General features: G+C 55.8%; 14 protein-coding genes. 5 read left to right on the top strand and 9 right to left on the bottom strand.

Annotation, left to right across the window (positions count from 1 at the left end; genetic code table 11):
* Positions 1-5 precede the first annotated feature (5 nt).
* The 4 genes from P0120_03365 (at position 6) to P0120_03350 (ending at position 5,404) form a co-directional block, all read left to right on the top strand.
* Positions 6-3,305 (top strand): efflux RND transporter permease subunit, encoded by a 3,300-nt coding sequence (locus P0120_03365; protein MDF0673372.1) that lies wholly within the window; start codon positions 6-8, stop codon positions 3,303-3,305.
* 62 nt (positions 3,306-3,367) lie between these two features.
* Positions 3,368-3,625, top strand: a complete 258-nt coding sequence (locus P0120_03360; protein ID MDF0673371.1) for a hypothetical protein — start codon at positions 3,368-3,370, stop codon at positions 3,623-3,625.
* A gap of 582 nt (positions 3,626-4,207) precedes the next feature.
* Positions 4,208-4,642 (top strand): hypothetical protein, encoded by a 435-nt coding sequence (locus tag P0120_03355; GenBank protein MDF0673370.1) that lies wholly within the window; start codon positions 4,208-4,210, stop codon positions 4,640-4,642.
* Positions 4,643-5,269: 627 nt separating this feature from the next.
* A complete protein-coding gene (locus P0120_03350; GenBank protein MDF0673369.1) occupies positions 5,270-5,404 on the top strand; it encodes a hypothetical protein in 135 nt (44 codons plus the stop codon).
* A gap of 199 nt (positions 5,405-5,603) precedes the next feature.
* On the opposite strand, the gene P0120_03345 is transcribed toward P0120_03350, so the two are convergent.
* A complete protein-coding gene (locus tag P0120_03345; protein MDF0673368.1) occupies positions 5,604-6,017 on the bottom strand; it encodes a hypothetical protein in 414 nt (137 codons plus the stop codon).
* A 492-nt stretch (positions 6,018-6,509) separates the two neighbouring features.
* Here P0120_03345 and P0120_03340 point away from each other — a divergent pair, with 492 nt between their 5' ends.
* On the top strand, positions 6,510-6,740 hold the full coding sequence (locus P0120_03340) for a hypothetical protein (protein MDF0673367.1): 231 nt from the start codon (positions 6,510-6,512) through the stop codon (positions 6,738-6,740).
* A gap of 145 nt (positions 6,741-6,885) precedes the next feature.
* Here P0120_03340 and P0120_03335 read toward each other — a convergent pair whose 3' ends face one another.
* The 8 genes from P0120_03335 to rsfS all read right to left on the bottom strand — a co-directional run bounded on the left by P0120_03335 (position 6,886) and on the right by rsfS (position 14,879).
* Entirely contained in the window at positions 6,886-10,569 is a 3,684-nt protein-coding gene (locus P0120_03335) for a DUF1566 domain-containing protein (protein ID MDF0673366.1), read from the bottom strand.
* A gap of 356 nt (positions 10,570-10,925) precedes the next feature.
* A complete protein-coding gene (locus tag P0120_03330) occupies positions 10,926-11,084 on the bottom strand; it encodes a hypothetical protein (GenBank protein ID MDF0673365.1) in 159 nt (52 codons plus the stop codon).
* 85 nt (positions 11,085-11,169) lie between these two features.
* Entirely contained in the window at positions 11,170-11,361 is a 192-nt protein-coding gene (locus P0120_03325; GenBank protein MDF0673364.1) for a hypothetical protein, read from the bottom strand.
* Positions 11,362-11,374: 13 nt separating this feature from the next.
* Complete coding sequence (locus P0120_03320) at positions 11,375-11,602, bottom strand: type II toxin-antitoxin system MqsA family antitoxin (protein MDF0673363.1); 228 nt, start codon at positions 11,600-11,602, stop codon at positions 11,375-11,377.
* On the bottom strand, positions 11,599-11,880 hold the full coding sequence (locus P0120_03315) for a DUF4258 domain-containing protein (GenBank protein MDF0673362.1): 282 nt from the start codon (positions 11,878-11,880) through the stop codon (positions 11,599-11,601). The genes P0120_03320 and P0120_03315 overlap by 4 nt, the downstream gene beginning before the upstream one ends.
* A gap of 103 nt (positions 11,881-11,983) precedes the next feature.
* A complete protein-coding gene (gene bioB / locus P0120_03310; protein MDF0673361.1) occupies positions 11,984-12,976 on the bottom strand; it encodes a biotin synthase BioB in 993 nt (330 codons plus the stop codon).
* A 118-nt stretch (positions 12,977-13,094) separates the two neighbouring features.
* Entirely contained in the window at positions 13,095-14,495 is a 1,401-nt protein-coding gene (locus P0120_03305; GenBank protein ID MDF0673360.1) for a tetratricopeptide repeat protein, read from the bottom strand.
* A 3-nt stretch (positions 14,496-14,498) separates the two neighbouring features.
* Positions 14,499-14,879 carry a ribosome silencing factor gene (gene rsfS / locus P0120_03300; protein ID MDF0673359.1) on the bottom strand — a complete coding sequence of 127 codons (381 nt, stop codon included), beginning with the start codon at positions 14,877-14,879 and terminating at the stop codon, positions 14,499-14,501.
* Positions 14,880-14,889 lie beyond the last annotated feature (10 nt).

Below are 14,889 nucleotides of genomic sequence, written 5' to 3'. Positions count from 1 at the left end.
AACGAATGACGAACTATCGTCCCGGCCTTTCGGGCCGCATCGCCGCCCTCTTCATCGGGAGCAAGCTGACGCCGCTCATTATGGCGGGGGCATTGTTGCTGGGCCTGTTTGCGGTCGTCGTCACGCCGCGTGAAGAAGAGCCTCAGATCGTCGTCCCCATGGCCGACGTCTGGCTGCCCTTTCCCGGCGCCTCCGCCAAAATTGTCGAAGAGCAGCTGACCAAGCCCTTCGAGCGCAAGATCTCCGAAATCAAGGGCGTGGAGTACGTGTATTCGATCTCGCGGCCAGGGGGCGCGCTGATCATCGTCCGCTTCTACGTCGGCCAGCAGATGGAGCAGAGTCTGGTCGATCTCTACGATAAGCTGATGTCGAATCAGGACCTGTTGCCACCGGGGGCCGAACCCTTTGTGGTCAAGCCGAAGGACGTGAACGACATCCCGATTGTGACGATCACCCTGTCGAGCGAACAGTATGGCGAATTCGAATTGCATCAATTGGCCGAGCAGGTGTTGGAGGAAGCCAAGAAGGTTGCCGGCACATCCGGGGGCTTCATCGTCGGCGGTCGGGCGCGAGAGCTGCGGGTGCAGATAGCCCCGGCAAGGGTGAAGGCCTATGGGCTGACCCCCTTGCAAATCGCGGCGGTCATTCGCGGGGAGAATCGAGCCTTGCCGACGGGCCGGTTCGACAACCGCAATCAGAACTTCCTTGTGGAGACGGGTCGGTTCATTCGATCGCGCGAAGACCTGGAAGGCCTGGTCGTCGGCGTGAGTGATCAACGACCGGTCTATCTGCGACAAGTGGCGGAGATCCTCGACGGGCCGGCCGAAGCGACGAACTATGTCTGGTTCGGTCTCGGCGCCGGTGATGCCTCGTCTGACGCCTCTCGCCGGACGCCTCACGAATCCCCCGCCGTGACCGTGGCCATTGCCAAGCAGGGTGGCGTCAACACAGTAACCGTGGCCGAGCAGGTCATCCGAAAAGTTGAAGACATGAAAGGTGTGACGGTTCCGTCGGATGTCCGCGTCACCATCACACGCGATTACGGGGAGACTGCGCAAGAGAAGGCCAACGAACTGCTGTGGCACCTGTTCACCGCCGTCGTCGCGGTGGTCCTCTTCCTCGGCGTTGCGCTGGGACCGCGCCCCGCCCTCGTCGTGTCCGTTGCGATTCCGCTCACCCTTGCCTTGACACTGTTTACATCCATGCTCATCGGCTACACGATCAACCGAGCCACGCTCTTCGCCCTGATTTTCTCCATCGGGATTCTGGTGGATGATGCCATTGTCGTCGTCGAGAACATGTACCGACACCTGCGGCTGCACCTTCGTCCCCATGACGAAGCGTCCATCTATGCGGTCGATGAAGTCGGAAACCCGACGATTCTGGCGACCTTCACCGTCATCGCTTCGCTCCTTCCGATAGCGTTCATATCCGGTTTGATAGGCCCCTACATGAGGCCGATTCCCATCAATGCCTCCATCGCCATGTTCTTTTCCCTGCTCGTCGCCTTCGTGGTAGTTCCGTGGTTCTGTCGAACCTGTTACCGTCCCGGGGCTGCCGCTAAAGGCGTTGATCACGATGAAAATGAAACCGGCTTAACGGCACGCCTCTATCGTTGGGCGCTCTCACGGTTGTTGCTCCGGCCGTACGTAGCTTATTCCTTCTTGAGCATGATCACCCTCCTGCTGGTCTGGTCTTGCCTCTTGTTTTACACACGCCACGTCGTCATGAAGATGCTGCCGTTCGACAACAAGAGTGAGATTCAGTTGGTGATCGATATGCCGGAAGGGACGACGCTGGAGGAAACCGCCCAGGCCGCTAAGGCTCTGACGCAATATGTCCGCACCCTTCCTGAGGTTCGGAACTACCAGGCCTACGTCGGCACGGCTTCCCCATTCAACTTCAACGGCCTGATGCGCCACTACTTTCTGCGGTCGCTGCCGCACGAGGCGGATATTCAGATCAACTTGGTACCAAAGGCTGAACGGCGGGCTCAGAGCCATGACGTCGCGCGGCGGATTCGTCCCTCTATTCAAGAGATCGCCCGTCAGTATGGCGCGAATGTCAAGGTCGTTGAAGTGCCGCCTGGTCCGCCCGTCCAATCGGTGTTGGTGGCGGAGATTTACGGGTCCGACTATGGCCGGCAACTTGCCGTCGCGAAAGAGGTTCGAGCGCTGTTCGAGTCTACGCAGGGGGTTGTCGACGTAGACGACTCTGTTGAGGCGGATCAGGTGAAGTACGTCTTCACGGTCGATCAGGCGAAAGCGGCGCTCGCCGGAATTTCTTCCGAGGAGATTGTCTACACCTTGCGCATGGCGTTGGAGGGAACGAAAGTCGGGCTCGTCCATATTCCCCGAGAGAAGAGCCCGGTGCAAATCATGCTGCGCCTTCCGTTGGCGGAGAGAACGGGGCTCGAACATCTCGGGGAACTCGGATTGAGGACGAAGAGCGGCGGGCTTGTCCAGCTCTCCGAATTGCTCTCGGTCGAACAGACCGTGCAGGACAAAGCGATTTACCATAAGAACCAGAAACCCGTGGTCTATGTGACGGCCGACGTGGGAGGACCTGGCGCAGAGAAGGCGGAGAGTCCCATGTACGGCATGCTCGGAGTCGGCAAGAAACTGGAAGACTATCGGCCGGCCGAAGGATATCGGATCGAACAATACTACACTTCCCAACCATGGTCGGAAGATAAGATCGCGATGAAATGGGATGGGGAATGGCAGATCACCTATGAGACGTTCCGCGACATGGGTATCGCCTTTGCTGTTGCCATGTTGCTGATTTACATCCTGATCGTCGGGCAGTTCCAATCCTTTCTTACGCCGCTGATCATCATGGCTCCGATTCCACTCACGCTGATCGGCATTCTGCCGGGGCATTGGCTGACAGGATCGTATTTCACGGCCCCGTCGATGATCGGTTTCATCGCCCTCGGGGGCATCATCGTTCGGAACTCGATTTTGCTCGTGGATTTCATCCAGCTTCAAGAGCGTGCGGGTGTTCCATTGCTGGAGGCGGTCGTTAAGGCCGGCGCGATCCGTACCAGACCGATCCTCTTGACGGCAGCCGCGCTCATGGTGGGCGCCTTCGTGATCATTTTCGATCCGATCTTTCAGGGGCTGGCTGTATCTCTCCTTTTTGGCGTAGGAGCTTCGACGTTACTCACACTGTTCGTGATTCCCTTGCTCTACTACCGCATTGTTGGACAAATGCCCCAATCTGGCCGCCCTTCCGCGGAAATTGCGATGGGAAACGGAGAAGCGGTCACTCATCGCGTGCGGGCAGAAGGAGTTTCGGTTTGAGCGAGTGGATATGGCTTTCTGCAAGAGACTGGGATTTCCCCTGTAGGACATGGAGAGCTGTAATGGTGCTTCTCCAAAGGATAAGAGTGCGTCGTCTCTCAATCCGATTGCTTGTCAGTTCTTTTTTCCTTCTCTTCCTTCCTCTCTTGGGCGGTGGTGACGGAATCGCCGACGCGCAGGAGCCGCCGGGATCGGCCACTCCTGAGCTCCGGATCAGCCTGCGTGAGGCCATCCAGGCGGCGATCGACAACAATGTCAACGTACGGCTGCTGAAGGAGCGCATCGCTGCGGCGCAGGCTCAAGGCGAGATTGAGTCATGACTTCTTTAAGGGTGACGATTAGCGATTGACTCATAACGGTGGCGAAAACTCCCTGAAATTCTGACGAAGACAGCTCGGTATGACGGCGCATGGGGTTGCGCCAGTATCCGGGATCTATCTTGCGCGTGACTGGTGGATTTTGAACAACGGCTCGCCGGGCGGCCAAATCCTGCCGGCAAGAGAACTCAACTAGAACGAACCAATATCCTGCGTGTACCCGACGCCGCCAAGTGGAAAGTTTCCGGTGAGAGGGGCGCGATGTCATTACTCTGACTCAACGCCTCAACGATTTCATCACGTATCAAAGCGTTGAAGATTCAGAAACCCCGCTGAATCCACATTCTCTTTCGAGCCGTTCCTTTTCTTTTGTCCCACTTTGTCACAACTGTCTTCGCGTGGACTTGCCAAATTTCACAAATTCTCTCGTGAGATTTCAGGAGTCATGAGATTTCGTGAACCGCCCGTTTCGGCTTTCCGGTTCCAATCCGCCTGATATTCCACCGGTTTCATCGAAGTTGACGTTCTGGCATCGATGCTGCTGTAAGCACCTGCATCGGTGTGAGCAGCAGAAAGGAGCAAGCGATGCCGAAAACATATGATCTCGGCTGGTGGTACTGGTTTCTGACTGTAGCGCTGTTGGCAGCAGGGCTTGTCGGCTGGCAGCCGGGCCTCTACCTGGCGATGGCGCTCTGTGTCATTCAGATCATTCATGTGAGGAGTCTCACGCATGAACTCACTGCCTTTCCCGTACAGGTGCGGATAGCCTATCTGGTGTTGTTGCTGGCGGGGCTATGGGAGCCGTTGGCCTGGCTCCACTGGATGCAACTGGTCGGAACCAGCGCCAGGGTTTTGGTCGGCTACTGTTTCCTGGCGAGAACCCTATCGTTGGCACCTTGGAATTGCGTACAACCGTTAACACTTGCGTTGCTCCAGCGAACCTACTTCTCGCTGCAGGCGGCCGCACCTCCTTGTGGTGCTGTGTTTGCTCGCATATCACTCGAACGGGTGCAGGTATGAGCCGGGAAGTATTCTGCTGGAATACCGACCAGGTTTTCTTTCCGCAACGCCTCATGCACCTCAGCATATGGGAGGGAGAGCTATGGAACAGGCAACTTTGAGCGGAGCCATCAACGACGTCGATGTGGGGATTGGTTAGGGGCAGACGGTCCAGGCTGTCCAGCAGAATCCAAGTTTGGAGGGCTCGCAGTTCCGAGCCGTCCACTGCTGGATCAGTGAAGACACAATCGTTCCAAGTCCGGTCATATTGTTCGGTCGTCCTCCGGGCAGTGGGTGAAGAAATAGCTGCCTGTTCCGAGACGCCTCCGCCGCCCTTTCCCGCCTTTCCCTCTTTCTGCTCCCTGCATTCTACCGTCAGCCTCATGACCTTCTTTGTGGCGGGGGACTGCAGGCTGCCGGCTATCTCTCTCGTATACGTTCCGATACACCGGTTGAAGAAACAGATACAGCCCATTCGGTTGTCGGCTGACAGTGCGTTAGTCCGACCAAGCTGGCTCCTATCCTTCAGCTTCAATTCCCCAAGAAATTCCAGCAGTCTTAGCCCGTCAATTCCGATCAACACCAACTTTTCTCGCGGCGAGCTCCTGGCCTGAGAGTTGCTCCTCTCGATAGTGTACGAGGTCTTCGATGATGCGGCTCCTCTTACATAAGCTTGGACACCTGATGGCCCTTGGCGCCAGAACAACGGTCCAAATTGGAATGACCCTGTTTCTGACGAAACAGTTGATCCTGCGAGACTGGTTCGAGAAGGCGATCTCGTAGCCTATGTGGGGCAAGCTATTTCGAGGGCAAGAAATCAACTACTGTGAATGAGTTGAGTTCCCATATGAATTTGCTGAGTAGAACTATCATGGGGTGATTGCCGCAGCGGTTGCAAGGCTTGCACCGGCTACATCGCTTCTATGCGAATGCCTGGAGGTCGCGTGCGGGCGAGCCAAAGCGGGTCCTGCAATCCGTCTGTCTATCCCGTGCCTAAGACTTTGGCGGCTTTTTTGATATCCCGTGTCTTGACCCACAGAATGGCGCCGAAGCGTCCCTGACCGGCCGTTGTAGCGGTCACCGCAGTCAGGTTGATTTTAGCTGAAGCAAGTTGGTCAGTCAGACCCACCAGCGCTCCTGGACGATCATCGCCATCAACCAAGAAACATACTTTCGGGCCCTGCATTTTCCACTTCAGCGGCTTGACAACATCCTTGAAGGTAGTGGGATCTTCCGGCACCACATCTACTTGCGTGCGACGATTTCGAGGAAACGCATGCACCGCCAGCAGGTTGACTCCAGCGTCGTGGAGTGGCTTCAGCATGTGAGACAAGGTCCCTGACTTATCTGGAATGGTCACCTTGAAATAGTGGGCAGTGCGAATCAGATCGGCCATCGGGCCCTCCTGTACCAGTCCGCATAGCGCGGTATCATTCGGTAGAACATGCGTCACGCTGAAAGAAGTGTGTGGGAACATCATTGTGGAGACCACCCTCCTCAGCAGATTCGTCATGATGAAATGGGGAGCATCAGCCATAGCCTAGGCGCTCATCCCTGAGAAATGCAACCAGGCAAAGACATCGTCTCACGGGGTGGTTCAGCGGCTCCAAAGCCGGCTTGATCGGTCACCTTTGGGCGCGGAGGGGGATGATTTCCGAAAAGTAGAATGTCCGGATTTTTGGTCTTCATGACCACCATGAACGATCGATCGGGTTATTTTCTCTTTACCTCTCCAAGAACCGGATGGGCAACAGGCGTCTACCGCTGCGGCCTCCTATGAGCACGAAGTCCGGTTCCGGATCATCGAACCCACCCCCGTAATGAGCCGGATATGGCTGTCCACTAGGTGCAATTGAACTCACTGTCTACGCGGATGTAGACTGAAAAGATGGTGCCTCTCAAAACCCCGTCAACAGATAATTGGTGGCTTAGGGGTGTCATTGCCCGATCCGTCGGAATCATCGCCATTGCCCTCGGGTTCGTTATCGGAATGTACGGACTCGATCACCCTGAGTTACATTGGCTTCAGACCGCACTTGGGTTACTCGTGACCGGCATGGTGGCCCAAGGCTATGCGCTCTACTGCTCGATCAAACGGATGCAACAACGGAACTCCTAATAGCGCTTCCCTCAGCTGGCTTGACCAGCCCCGATACCACCAACATCAGCCATCACTGACCAGCTCGTGATTGACATTGGTATAAAAGACACGCGGTACCTTTTCATCCTCTTCATAGGTGGCAGTTATTTTCGCTAGGTTGAGTCTATTCGCTCATGGGCGCGTCGTAGCTTCGCACCAACCGAACGAAGTGAACCGAGTCGGCCGATACGGGACCGACTCGTCCCGCGCGATAGTGAACGATCCATCGGTTCGTGCCGTCGATGGTGTCGCTGGTCCAGATGTCCTCTTCTTCGCCCAGTCCGGCGACGATATGAAGGCGTCCGGTGAGCGTCGGAGACAACGTTGCCGCGGCTTCATGAAGCCGCGGCAACCGCCAATCGTCGAAGCCGGCGAATCTAGCCGCATTCATGGAGCGGACATAGGCTACCGCACCTTCGAAGTTGAGGCGATCCGATCCGCGCACTTGCCACATCAGACCTTGGGACCGCTGGATCACCACGGTATCTCGGCCCCCGGTCTGGAGATTACTAACACTAAACGGTTCAACTGGATAGATACGGCCAACCGGGCTCATGTGCAGGTCGAACAACTGCTCACCAACGAGAAGATCGTGAACAGCTGCCTCCGTGAGTGGGCGAGCTGACAGGAATCGGCCCACTGCAACAGCACGCGACATTTCCCTGCGGTCGTAGACTAAATTAAGCACCGAACGAGTGGTTGACATGTCTATGCGAGCATGCTCGGCGCCATTCAATGGCGACAAGACTCGTCGATTGATATCGAACGCAACACTCGTGACATATTCGCTAGTCGGTCGCCAATCGATGACGCCTTTTGCGCTTTCGAATCCCCAAACGGATGCCAGTCCATCATTGGTCCAGGTGACCAGCATATCGTCAACGAATCGTGCGGAAAACTCCTTGCCGCCGTGATGCCATGGCCCGGCCACCAACAGAGACGTTTCCGGATCAAAGAGGCTCAGTGACGTGCCTTCCATAACGGCCACGCGGGCATTGTCCAGCGTCCAAAAGGCACTGGACACCAAATCGGGAACTTCTATGTCCGGTCCTGCCTTGGAGCCGCTCCATGGGTTCCAGGTCGAAACAACATCCGCCCCCCACGTGAGTATTCGCTCGACGTTATCGGAGGCCGCAATCCCTGCCAGCCGGAAGGGATGCACAGCCGGCTCGGCCACTTCGTCACCCGTTGCAACATCCCAGATGCGCATACTCCGATCAGCCCCAGCCGTGAAGAGCAGCGACCCGTCAGAGCTCATGGTCACGATCTTGATACCTGCTTCCATCACGGTATCAGGGCCAGGGTGCACGCGCCGGATAGCTTTGCCGGTCATAACGTCTATGATCACGAACGAGTTGTCCAAGCTCCATGCGACCAGCTTATGTCCATCGGGCGGCGTGAAACCCAATGCGACAACAGGCGCTTCGAATATAACTGAATCACTGATAGGACGACCGGTCCTAGGATTCCATAGACGAACGACATTCTGTGAAGCAGACGCCAGTGTGGCCCCCGCTGGACCCAGTTGAAGGTGCATAATCCGTTCGTCCTTGGCGTGCACCATGCTGCTCACGACTTCGACCCTCTCGTCAACTGCCATGATCGAGATATCAGCACCAGTTGCAACGGCAATAAGATCGCCCGCCTCCGTTACAGACGTCTTTTCTACCGGGACGCCTAACGGCAAGGGAGTCTGTTGAGCCTCGAAGCCGTGCCGGCGCCACAGGTGGAGTCGGCGTTGCATATCCAAGGTCAACGCGGTGAGATGGTCGGGAGTGATCAGAATGTCTGTGATCTGCATCACAGTGTTGAGCACCGGAAACGCCGGTTCACCCGACACAGCATCCAGTATTCGTAGAGTACGGTCGTGCTGTTCGAAGGCGGCCAGAATACGGTTGCCGACCTGCAAGATATGAGAGACATCATAGTAGCGTCTCAGTGCTTCATCTGCCCGCCGGCGACGCAATGAAGCGAGACGCAGTGAGTTTTCGCCACTCGCTGCCGCAATCTGACCGGCACTACAGCTGTCGACGTATCCGGCGGGGCGCACCGCACGCCTGGTTTCAAGGACGCTGCCGTCGGCGAGGTCGATATACGTGGTGTGGCTCAATTTGGAATCGACTCGAGAAAGGATGCCAAGATCTGAGTGTACCTTCAACCCGCCCAATGCTGTGCAATGATCGAATTCGCGCTCCCAGAGCATTTCCCCATTTGCAGCTAAAGCGCAAATGGTATGATCACCGTACGCAACGGCAACAGCATCGCCGTTCCAGAACTCGAGGTCGTGCTGGTCTGGTTTGATTCGAACGAACATCCTGCCGTCATCCGCATCTCGGTCCAAATCGTCATCATCTCTATACACAAACCAGTCACGTGAATAGAGAACGTGGCTCTGGTCAATCCAACAGAGTCTTGTCAGGTTGGGGCCAAGTCTGGCGGCAACCACTTGTGCGGTATTTTTGGCCACCATCATTGTAGCTGCTTCAACTGACTCGGGTAGACACGCGACCAGTTGTATGCTCTCCGAGTCGGATACCAGGAACGATCCGAGCGGCGCCACGGCTTGATGGACCACGAACTTGGTTGGGAGTTGGATCCAACTCCGGTCACCCGTATGTTCCAGTTGAAGCACCGATGAACCGTTTGTGGCCAGAAGGGTATTCCCATCATGGTTAAACAGCGCGAGCGCCTGATCGTCTCCCCAGAATTTCTTGACCTGGATAGGCCCAGTGAGCCGTCTCGACCACAGACATACCTCTCCTTGCGGGCCGGTCAGCGCCAGGAGATCGCCGATAGGAGCTTCGACCACGCGAGCGATGAAGAATGGCGCATCCCATGTAACTACGTCGAGGGACTTCTGTATGATGGTTATTCCTCCCCCACCGTAGGTCACCACCGAGCCATCGTGCAGGAAGGCTGCGTTCAGAATCTCGCCTGGATGAATCGCGCTGGCGAGCACCTTGCCGGAAACGACGTCAATTAGCTGCACCCTGCCACTGGCGCTCCACCCGATTAACTGCGAACCGTCCCGGTTGAATCGAAGACCACGGAGCGGTGCGTCGACTGTCAACACGCGGTCGACCACAATGCGAGGAAACAAAGCTATAGTCGCGATTCCCAGGCTGATCTTAAGCTCGGAGTCGGGCATGATCGCGTGCGCTGCCGCAGCGTGGAGCAACGCCTCTACCAGGTTCTCATCTCCCTTCTTTGTGCTTGCGAGCTCCCAGAGCCGAAGCGCTTCAGCTCGCCCGAGTTCATGACTTACATTGACTTCAACCTCGAATGTAGCACGCTCGACGTCAAGAACGTTTGCCAAGATCAGATGCCAGGCTTCGCTCCAGTCAAGATCCTGCAAACGATGCCGCCGTGGCTCAAATGTTGACAGGTTCGCCGCTAATGGCATGTCGCCGAGAAGATCGGGAAAGGCCTTGAGATCATCGGACGGGGCCTCGTTGTTGGGCCAACCCGACGCGATGACAGGAACGATGTCATTGATCGAATGGGTGCCAAGGAATCGCCTGATCTCGTCGCAAACAAACTCACTGCGCCTGGCGGCTGGAGAGCAGATCAGCAGCATCTTCCTCGATTGCCGTAGGTGTGCGTCGATGGATTCGTAGTACCTCGTGCCGCTCATAGCGGTCTCGTCGCGGAACACGGATATCCGGCGACTGGGGCGAGACAAGTGCGAGGGAACTTGGTAGCGCTCGAGAGCCGCATGCAACGCTCGGGCGAGTCTGACATCCACGCGACTGTAGCTGATGAACACATCGAACGCAGCGCTTAGAGAAGCACTGTCGTATTTTGCCATCGCGCTCATTCTCCGCATTGTTACGTAAACAGAAGCCGTGCAGACCAGTTACGGCACTCGACGCTCACCTGCTTAAGCGGACACACTGCTGAACGCCTGCTCAGCTGAGCAACAGACTATCGGAAACAGTTGTCAGTGAAATCGTTCTCTGTCGGACTCTCCACCTGATTCATCACTATTCCATTTGTGAAGTTGAGTAGCCAGACATCTTGTCGGTTGTCGGATTCAGAGTGGTCCTGATGGAGCCGGCGGTGATATGCGACCACGAGTTGTCACAAAATTGGTCTGGCATACGCGTTGATCTATTAGGCCTTCCAAGTCCGTGAGAAAGGCCTGGTGGGCGATAGGCAGGAATCTCATGGTTTCTTCGCCACCACCTTGCCGTTTTCCCACACATAGATGGGTGTCCCATACATCTTGGCGGTTTTCCGAGCCGCCTTGGCAGCTCGCCGCAGGGCGCGCCCAACAGCCTCTGAAAAAGCTTTGGTCTCCTTCTTCCTTGTTGCTTTCCTCATGGGCCTTCCTCCAGCAGCCGTGGAGCATCGCCTGAATTCTCATAGACCGACCAGGTGTCGGCAAAAAGTGTATATGGCTCGGCGGTCATTTGTTTGAACTATCGTCGAGTGACCAGACGGTGACGTGCTTGCCGCGAGCGCGCAGTACAGGCGCTGCCATTTTCTGCAACTGTACGATCGCTCGCACTTTTTCATGGAATGGCATGTCCGCAAGTTGACTCCGGCGCTTTTGTTTGGCGACGAAGAGCTTTTCGATTCTTGGTTCGATGACGTTCATACACGCTTCTGAATCATGCCGCTTCGTACGATCGAACGTCCACCTGAACGCCTCTTTGGGCCACCTCTTCTGCGGTTTTAAGCAACTGTGAGGCTGCTTTGTCGTCCACGTATTCCTCGCCACAGTTCGTACACACCTCTGCTGGGACATTCTTCACCACCAGTGTCGTTTCTTGGCGTTCTAGCGTGACCGTTGCCTTTCCAGGTTTCGTTTGTCCGGTTTTGCAGATGACGCATTTCATCGAGGTTTCCTCCGTGCAAATCCGGCTTCCCACTCTTGAGAGTCCGGTTCATACACCGTAATCACAATGGTTTCATCGTTTTGAACATTATCTGCTGCGACTACATGCAATGGGCGACTTCCCCGCCACCCCAGCAATAATTTGCTGGGGTATGGAATATCGTTGGGATAGCTTTCGATCATTTCTCCCGTTGCCAAGACCTGCTTGACGTCTTCCTCTGAAACCTGTCGTTGGAACATACGCTTGATGGCATGGATGCGGAAGATGATGCGGCTCAAATAATGCTCCAGCTGTGGGTGCTTATCGAGCGACGATAGAAGTCCTTCGTGTCCACGGATATTGGACGATAACAGGCTACTTGTACAGCAACAACGAAGTCAATCAGCTGGCGACTGGCTGCTGATAATCGACTTCGATGGTGAAGCCAAGATCTTTGATCATGCCCCATACTTCTGGGGCTGGTGCTCCTGGCGTCGTGAGATACCCGTTCACGAAGACTGAGTCCGCCGGATAGAGTGCCAACGGTTGGAGGCTACGTAGGTTGTGTTCGCGACCGCCCGCGATGCGAATTTCCGTGCGAGGATGGAGAAACCGGAAGAGGCAGAGCACTTTCAGACAGCGCTGAGGCGTGAGTTGATCGCACTTTTCCAACGGTGTGCCGACGACCGGATGCAGTGTATTCAAAGGAATGGAATCCGGCTTCACCTCGCGCAGGGCCATCGCCAGTTCGATCACGTCCTCATCCTTTTCGCCCATGCCGACGATGCCCCCTGAACAGATTTCCAACCCCGCTGCGCGGGCGTTCCTGATGGTAGTCAGTCGGTCTTGGAAGGTGTGGGTGGTGCAGATCGACGAGTGAAAGGCTTCGCTGGTGTTCAGGTTGTGGTTCACTCGATCGACACCGGCGGCTTTTAGTCGTTTAGCCTGAGATTCATTCATTAGGCCGAGAGAGCAACAGATCTGAATCGGGAGCTCTGCCTTAATGGAGCGCACCGCTCCGGCAATTTCTTCGATTTCCCGATCCAACGGACTCCGACCGCTGATGACGATGCAATAACGCTGGGCTTTGGAGGCGGCGGCTTGTCGCGCGCCTTCGATCATCTGCCTTTGTGGGAGCAGGTTGTAGCGCTCGATCGGTGCCGTTGAAATCGAAGACTGTGAACAGTAGTGGCAGTCTTCTTGGCAGGCTCCGCTCTTGGCATTTTGGAGCATCTGGAGGCGGACGGTCCGTCCGAAGTATTTGGAGCGGACTTGAAAGGCTGCATGCAACAATGCGAGCAATTCGTCATCCGGCGCATTCAAGACGGAATGGCACTCTGATCTGGTAAGGGATTCGTCGTTGAGCGCTTTGTCTGCCAAGGTCATATAGGTCATGAGATCCTCAAAAAGTCGTGATGTGGTGATGATCTGCTGGGCTGCCGATGTATTGAATCGAAGAGAGAGGTTCCTCAAACACACCAGGTCAAGTAATCAGCAGACGCTGGCGGGAAACCTACACGGTTTCAAAGGGAGAAGCAATGCTTTGATAGGGAACAGCACGCACGGAATTAGGCTCTCCGGCTGATCCGATAGCGGTATGTCCGGCTTCAAGCCAGGGGAGGGCGGTGAGCGTGTTCCACTTGGCGCAGCGGCGGCAGCGGCCTGTCCACTCGACGGATTCCTGCTGACACTGTGTGCAGATATAAGGGACGACGACGCGCTTCTTGAAGCTGAGGGCCTTCTTCAATTCGGTGATGGCCTCTTCGAAATGTTGCTTCCGCAAATAAAGATTGGCCATGATCTTGTGATAGTCCAACAGATGGTCTTGTGGCCCTTCGATCGTCGACAGCAGGTCGAACGCTTCATCCACCATTTCCAACCGATAGTAGAGCTTGCCGAGATAGAACTGGAGGACCGGATTCTGCGGGTTTTGCTGTAAGGCCTCCTGATAGACCCGAATGATTTCGCTGGGCTCGCCCTGTTCCAAGAAGAGTTCTTCCAGCCGATGGAGAATAATCACGCTTCGAGTCCGTGAGTAGACCTTCTTGAGGATTTCGACGGCATCTTTAGTCTTGCCTTCATGGAGCAGGATCTCGCCCATTCCGATATAAGCGGGCAGGAAACTGCGATCCTTCTTGATGGCGCCTCGGAAGTATCGACGAGCCTTGTCGGGATGTCCACGTTCGAGCAGTTGACGGCCGACTTCATACATGCATCCGATCAGCAGTGCCGCCTCCGTCTGCTTTTCAGGGGTGGGAAGATTGGCCTTGAGCAAGCGGTGTTGAATCTCAAGCGCTTCACTCCACCGCTCCATACGAATATTGAGATTACGCTTTCGAATGAGCGCGGTCAGGTTATCCGGTTCAATGTTGAGAATTTTCTGGAGCGTCTGAAGCGCTTCCTCGTAACGCTTGGCTTCTTCCAAATCCTTGCCTAATTCCAACAAGACTTCGATGTTCCGATCGTCCACCCGTTGCGCATGCTGATGGAGCCGGATTGCCTCAGGATAATTCTGTTCCGATCGGTGGATGTTGCCCAGCCATAGGAGTGAATCGACCCTGTTGGGATCGATGGCGAGTGCCTTCTCCAAGAGAGTAATCGCCTCGATGGTGCGCTTCGACATGAACGCATGGGTTCCGTCTCGGTGAAGTGTATCGACCTTCTCCTTGCGACGGACGAGACGGCTACTACGCCAGTTTAAAATCAAGTGCGCCGTTTGCTGCAGCCCTACCACAAGGGTCGCGAGCACCGCTCCCAATGCCATGGAAATCAACACAAGTGTGACGGGACTGAGCTCAAACTCGGCACCAGGCGCGGTATGGACTACGACCGTTCCCGGGTTCAACTCGCGAAAATAACTGTAAATGAACACACCGGCACTGATGAGAAAAATGGTGACCAGCAGTTTGAACATGGCCTAGACCATCTTCCGTGAAGTCGTTTTCTGGATCATGTGTCGCTTCGGTGCGGTGGCTGAAGCCGATGCATTATCTGGAACCGGGATAGATCGGGCGTCGCTCCACAGGCGCTCAAGGGCATAATGCGAACGCGTGTCGTGTCTGAACACATGGGCGACAACATCGCCAAAATCGATCAGGACCCACTGGCCCGAGGATGTGCCTTCGAGACTCAGTGGGCGTTGGCCCACGCGCGAGAGCGCTTCTCTGACGGAATCAGCGATTGCGCGTGTTTGTCGGTCGGATTCAGCCGACCCAATGACCAGGTAATCGGCGATTGACGTAAGCGGGGCGACATGGAGGACCTGGACATCAAGAGCCTTCTTGTCGAGCATCGCCATGGCTGCGGCC

Origin of the sequence: Nitrospira sp., assembly GCA_029194675.1 — a bacterium.
Classification (GTDB): Bacteria; Nitrospirota; Nitrospiria; order Nitrospirales; family Nitrospiraceae; genus Nitrospira_D.
Note: the sequence above shows the minus strand (reverse complement) of the source record. Positions and strands in the feature narration are given on the sequence as shown.

What these genes read in the sequence shown, in the direction of transcription:
- P0120_03365 (MDF0673372.1), top strand. Translation starts at nt 6, where the DNA reads ATGACGAACTATCGTCCCGGCCTTTCGGGCCGCATCGCCGCCCTCTTC.
- P0120_03350 (MDF0673369.1), top strand. Translation starts at nt 5,270, where the DNA reads ATGATGCGGCTCCTCTTACATAAGCTTGGACACCTGATGGCCCTTGGC.
- P0120_03330 (MDF0673365.1), bottom strand. Translation starts at nt 11,084, where the DNA reads ATGAGGAAAGCAACAAGGAAGAAGGAGACCAAAGCTTTTTCAGAGGCT.
- P0120_03360 (MDF0673371.1), top strand. Translation starts at nt 3,368, where the DNA reads ATGGTGCTTCTCCAAAGGATAAGAGTGCGTCGTCTCTCAATCCGATTG.
- P0120_03325 (MDF0673364.1), bottom strand. Translation starts at nt 11,361, where the DNA reads ATGAACGTCATCGAACCAAGAATCGAAAAGCTCTTCGTCGCCAAACAA.
- P0120_03335 (MDF0673366.1), bottom strand. Translation starts at nt 10,569, where the DNA reads ATGGCAAAATACGACAGTGCTTCTCTAAGCGCTGCGTTCGATGTGTTC.
- P0120_03345 (MDF0673368.1), bottom strand. Translation starts at nt 6,017, where the DNA reads ATGGCCGATCTGATTCGCACTGCCCACTATTTCAAGGTGACCATTCCA.
- P0120_03355 (MDF0673370.1), top strand. Translation starts at nt 4,208, where the DNA reads ATGCCGAAAACATATGATCTCGGCTGGTGGTACTGGTTTCTGACTGTA.
- bioB (MDF0673361.1), bottom strand. Translation starts at nt 12,976, where the DNA reads ATGACCTATATGACCTTGGCAGACAAAGCGCTCAACGACGAATCCCTT.
- rsfS (MDF0673359.1), bottom strand. Translation starts at nt 14,879, where the DNA reads ATGGCGATGCTCGACAAGAAGGCTCTTGATGTCCAGGTCCTCCATGTC.
- P0120_03320 (MDF0673363.1), bottom strand. Translation starts at nt 11,602, where the DNA reads ATGAAATGCGTCATCTGCAAAACCGGACAAACGAAACCTGGAAAGGCA.
- P0120_03305 (MDF0673360.1), bottom strand. Translation starts at nt 14,495, where the DNA reads ATGTTCAAACTGCTGGTCACCATTTTTCTCATCAGTGCCGGTGTGTTC.
- P0120_03340 (MDF0673367.1), top strand. Translation starts at nt 6,510, where the DNA reads ATGGTGCCTCTCAAAACCCCGTCAACAGATAATTGGTGGCTTAGGGGT.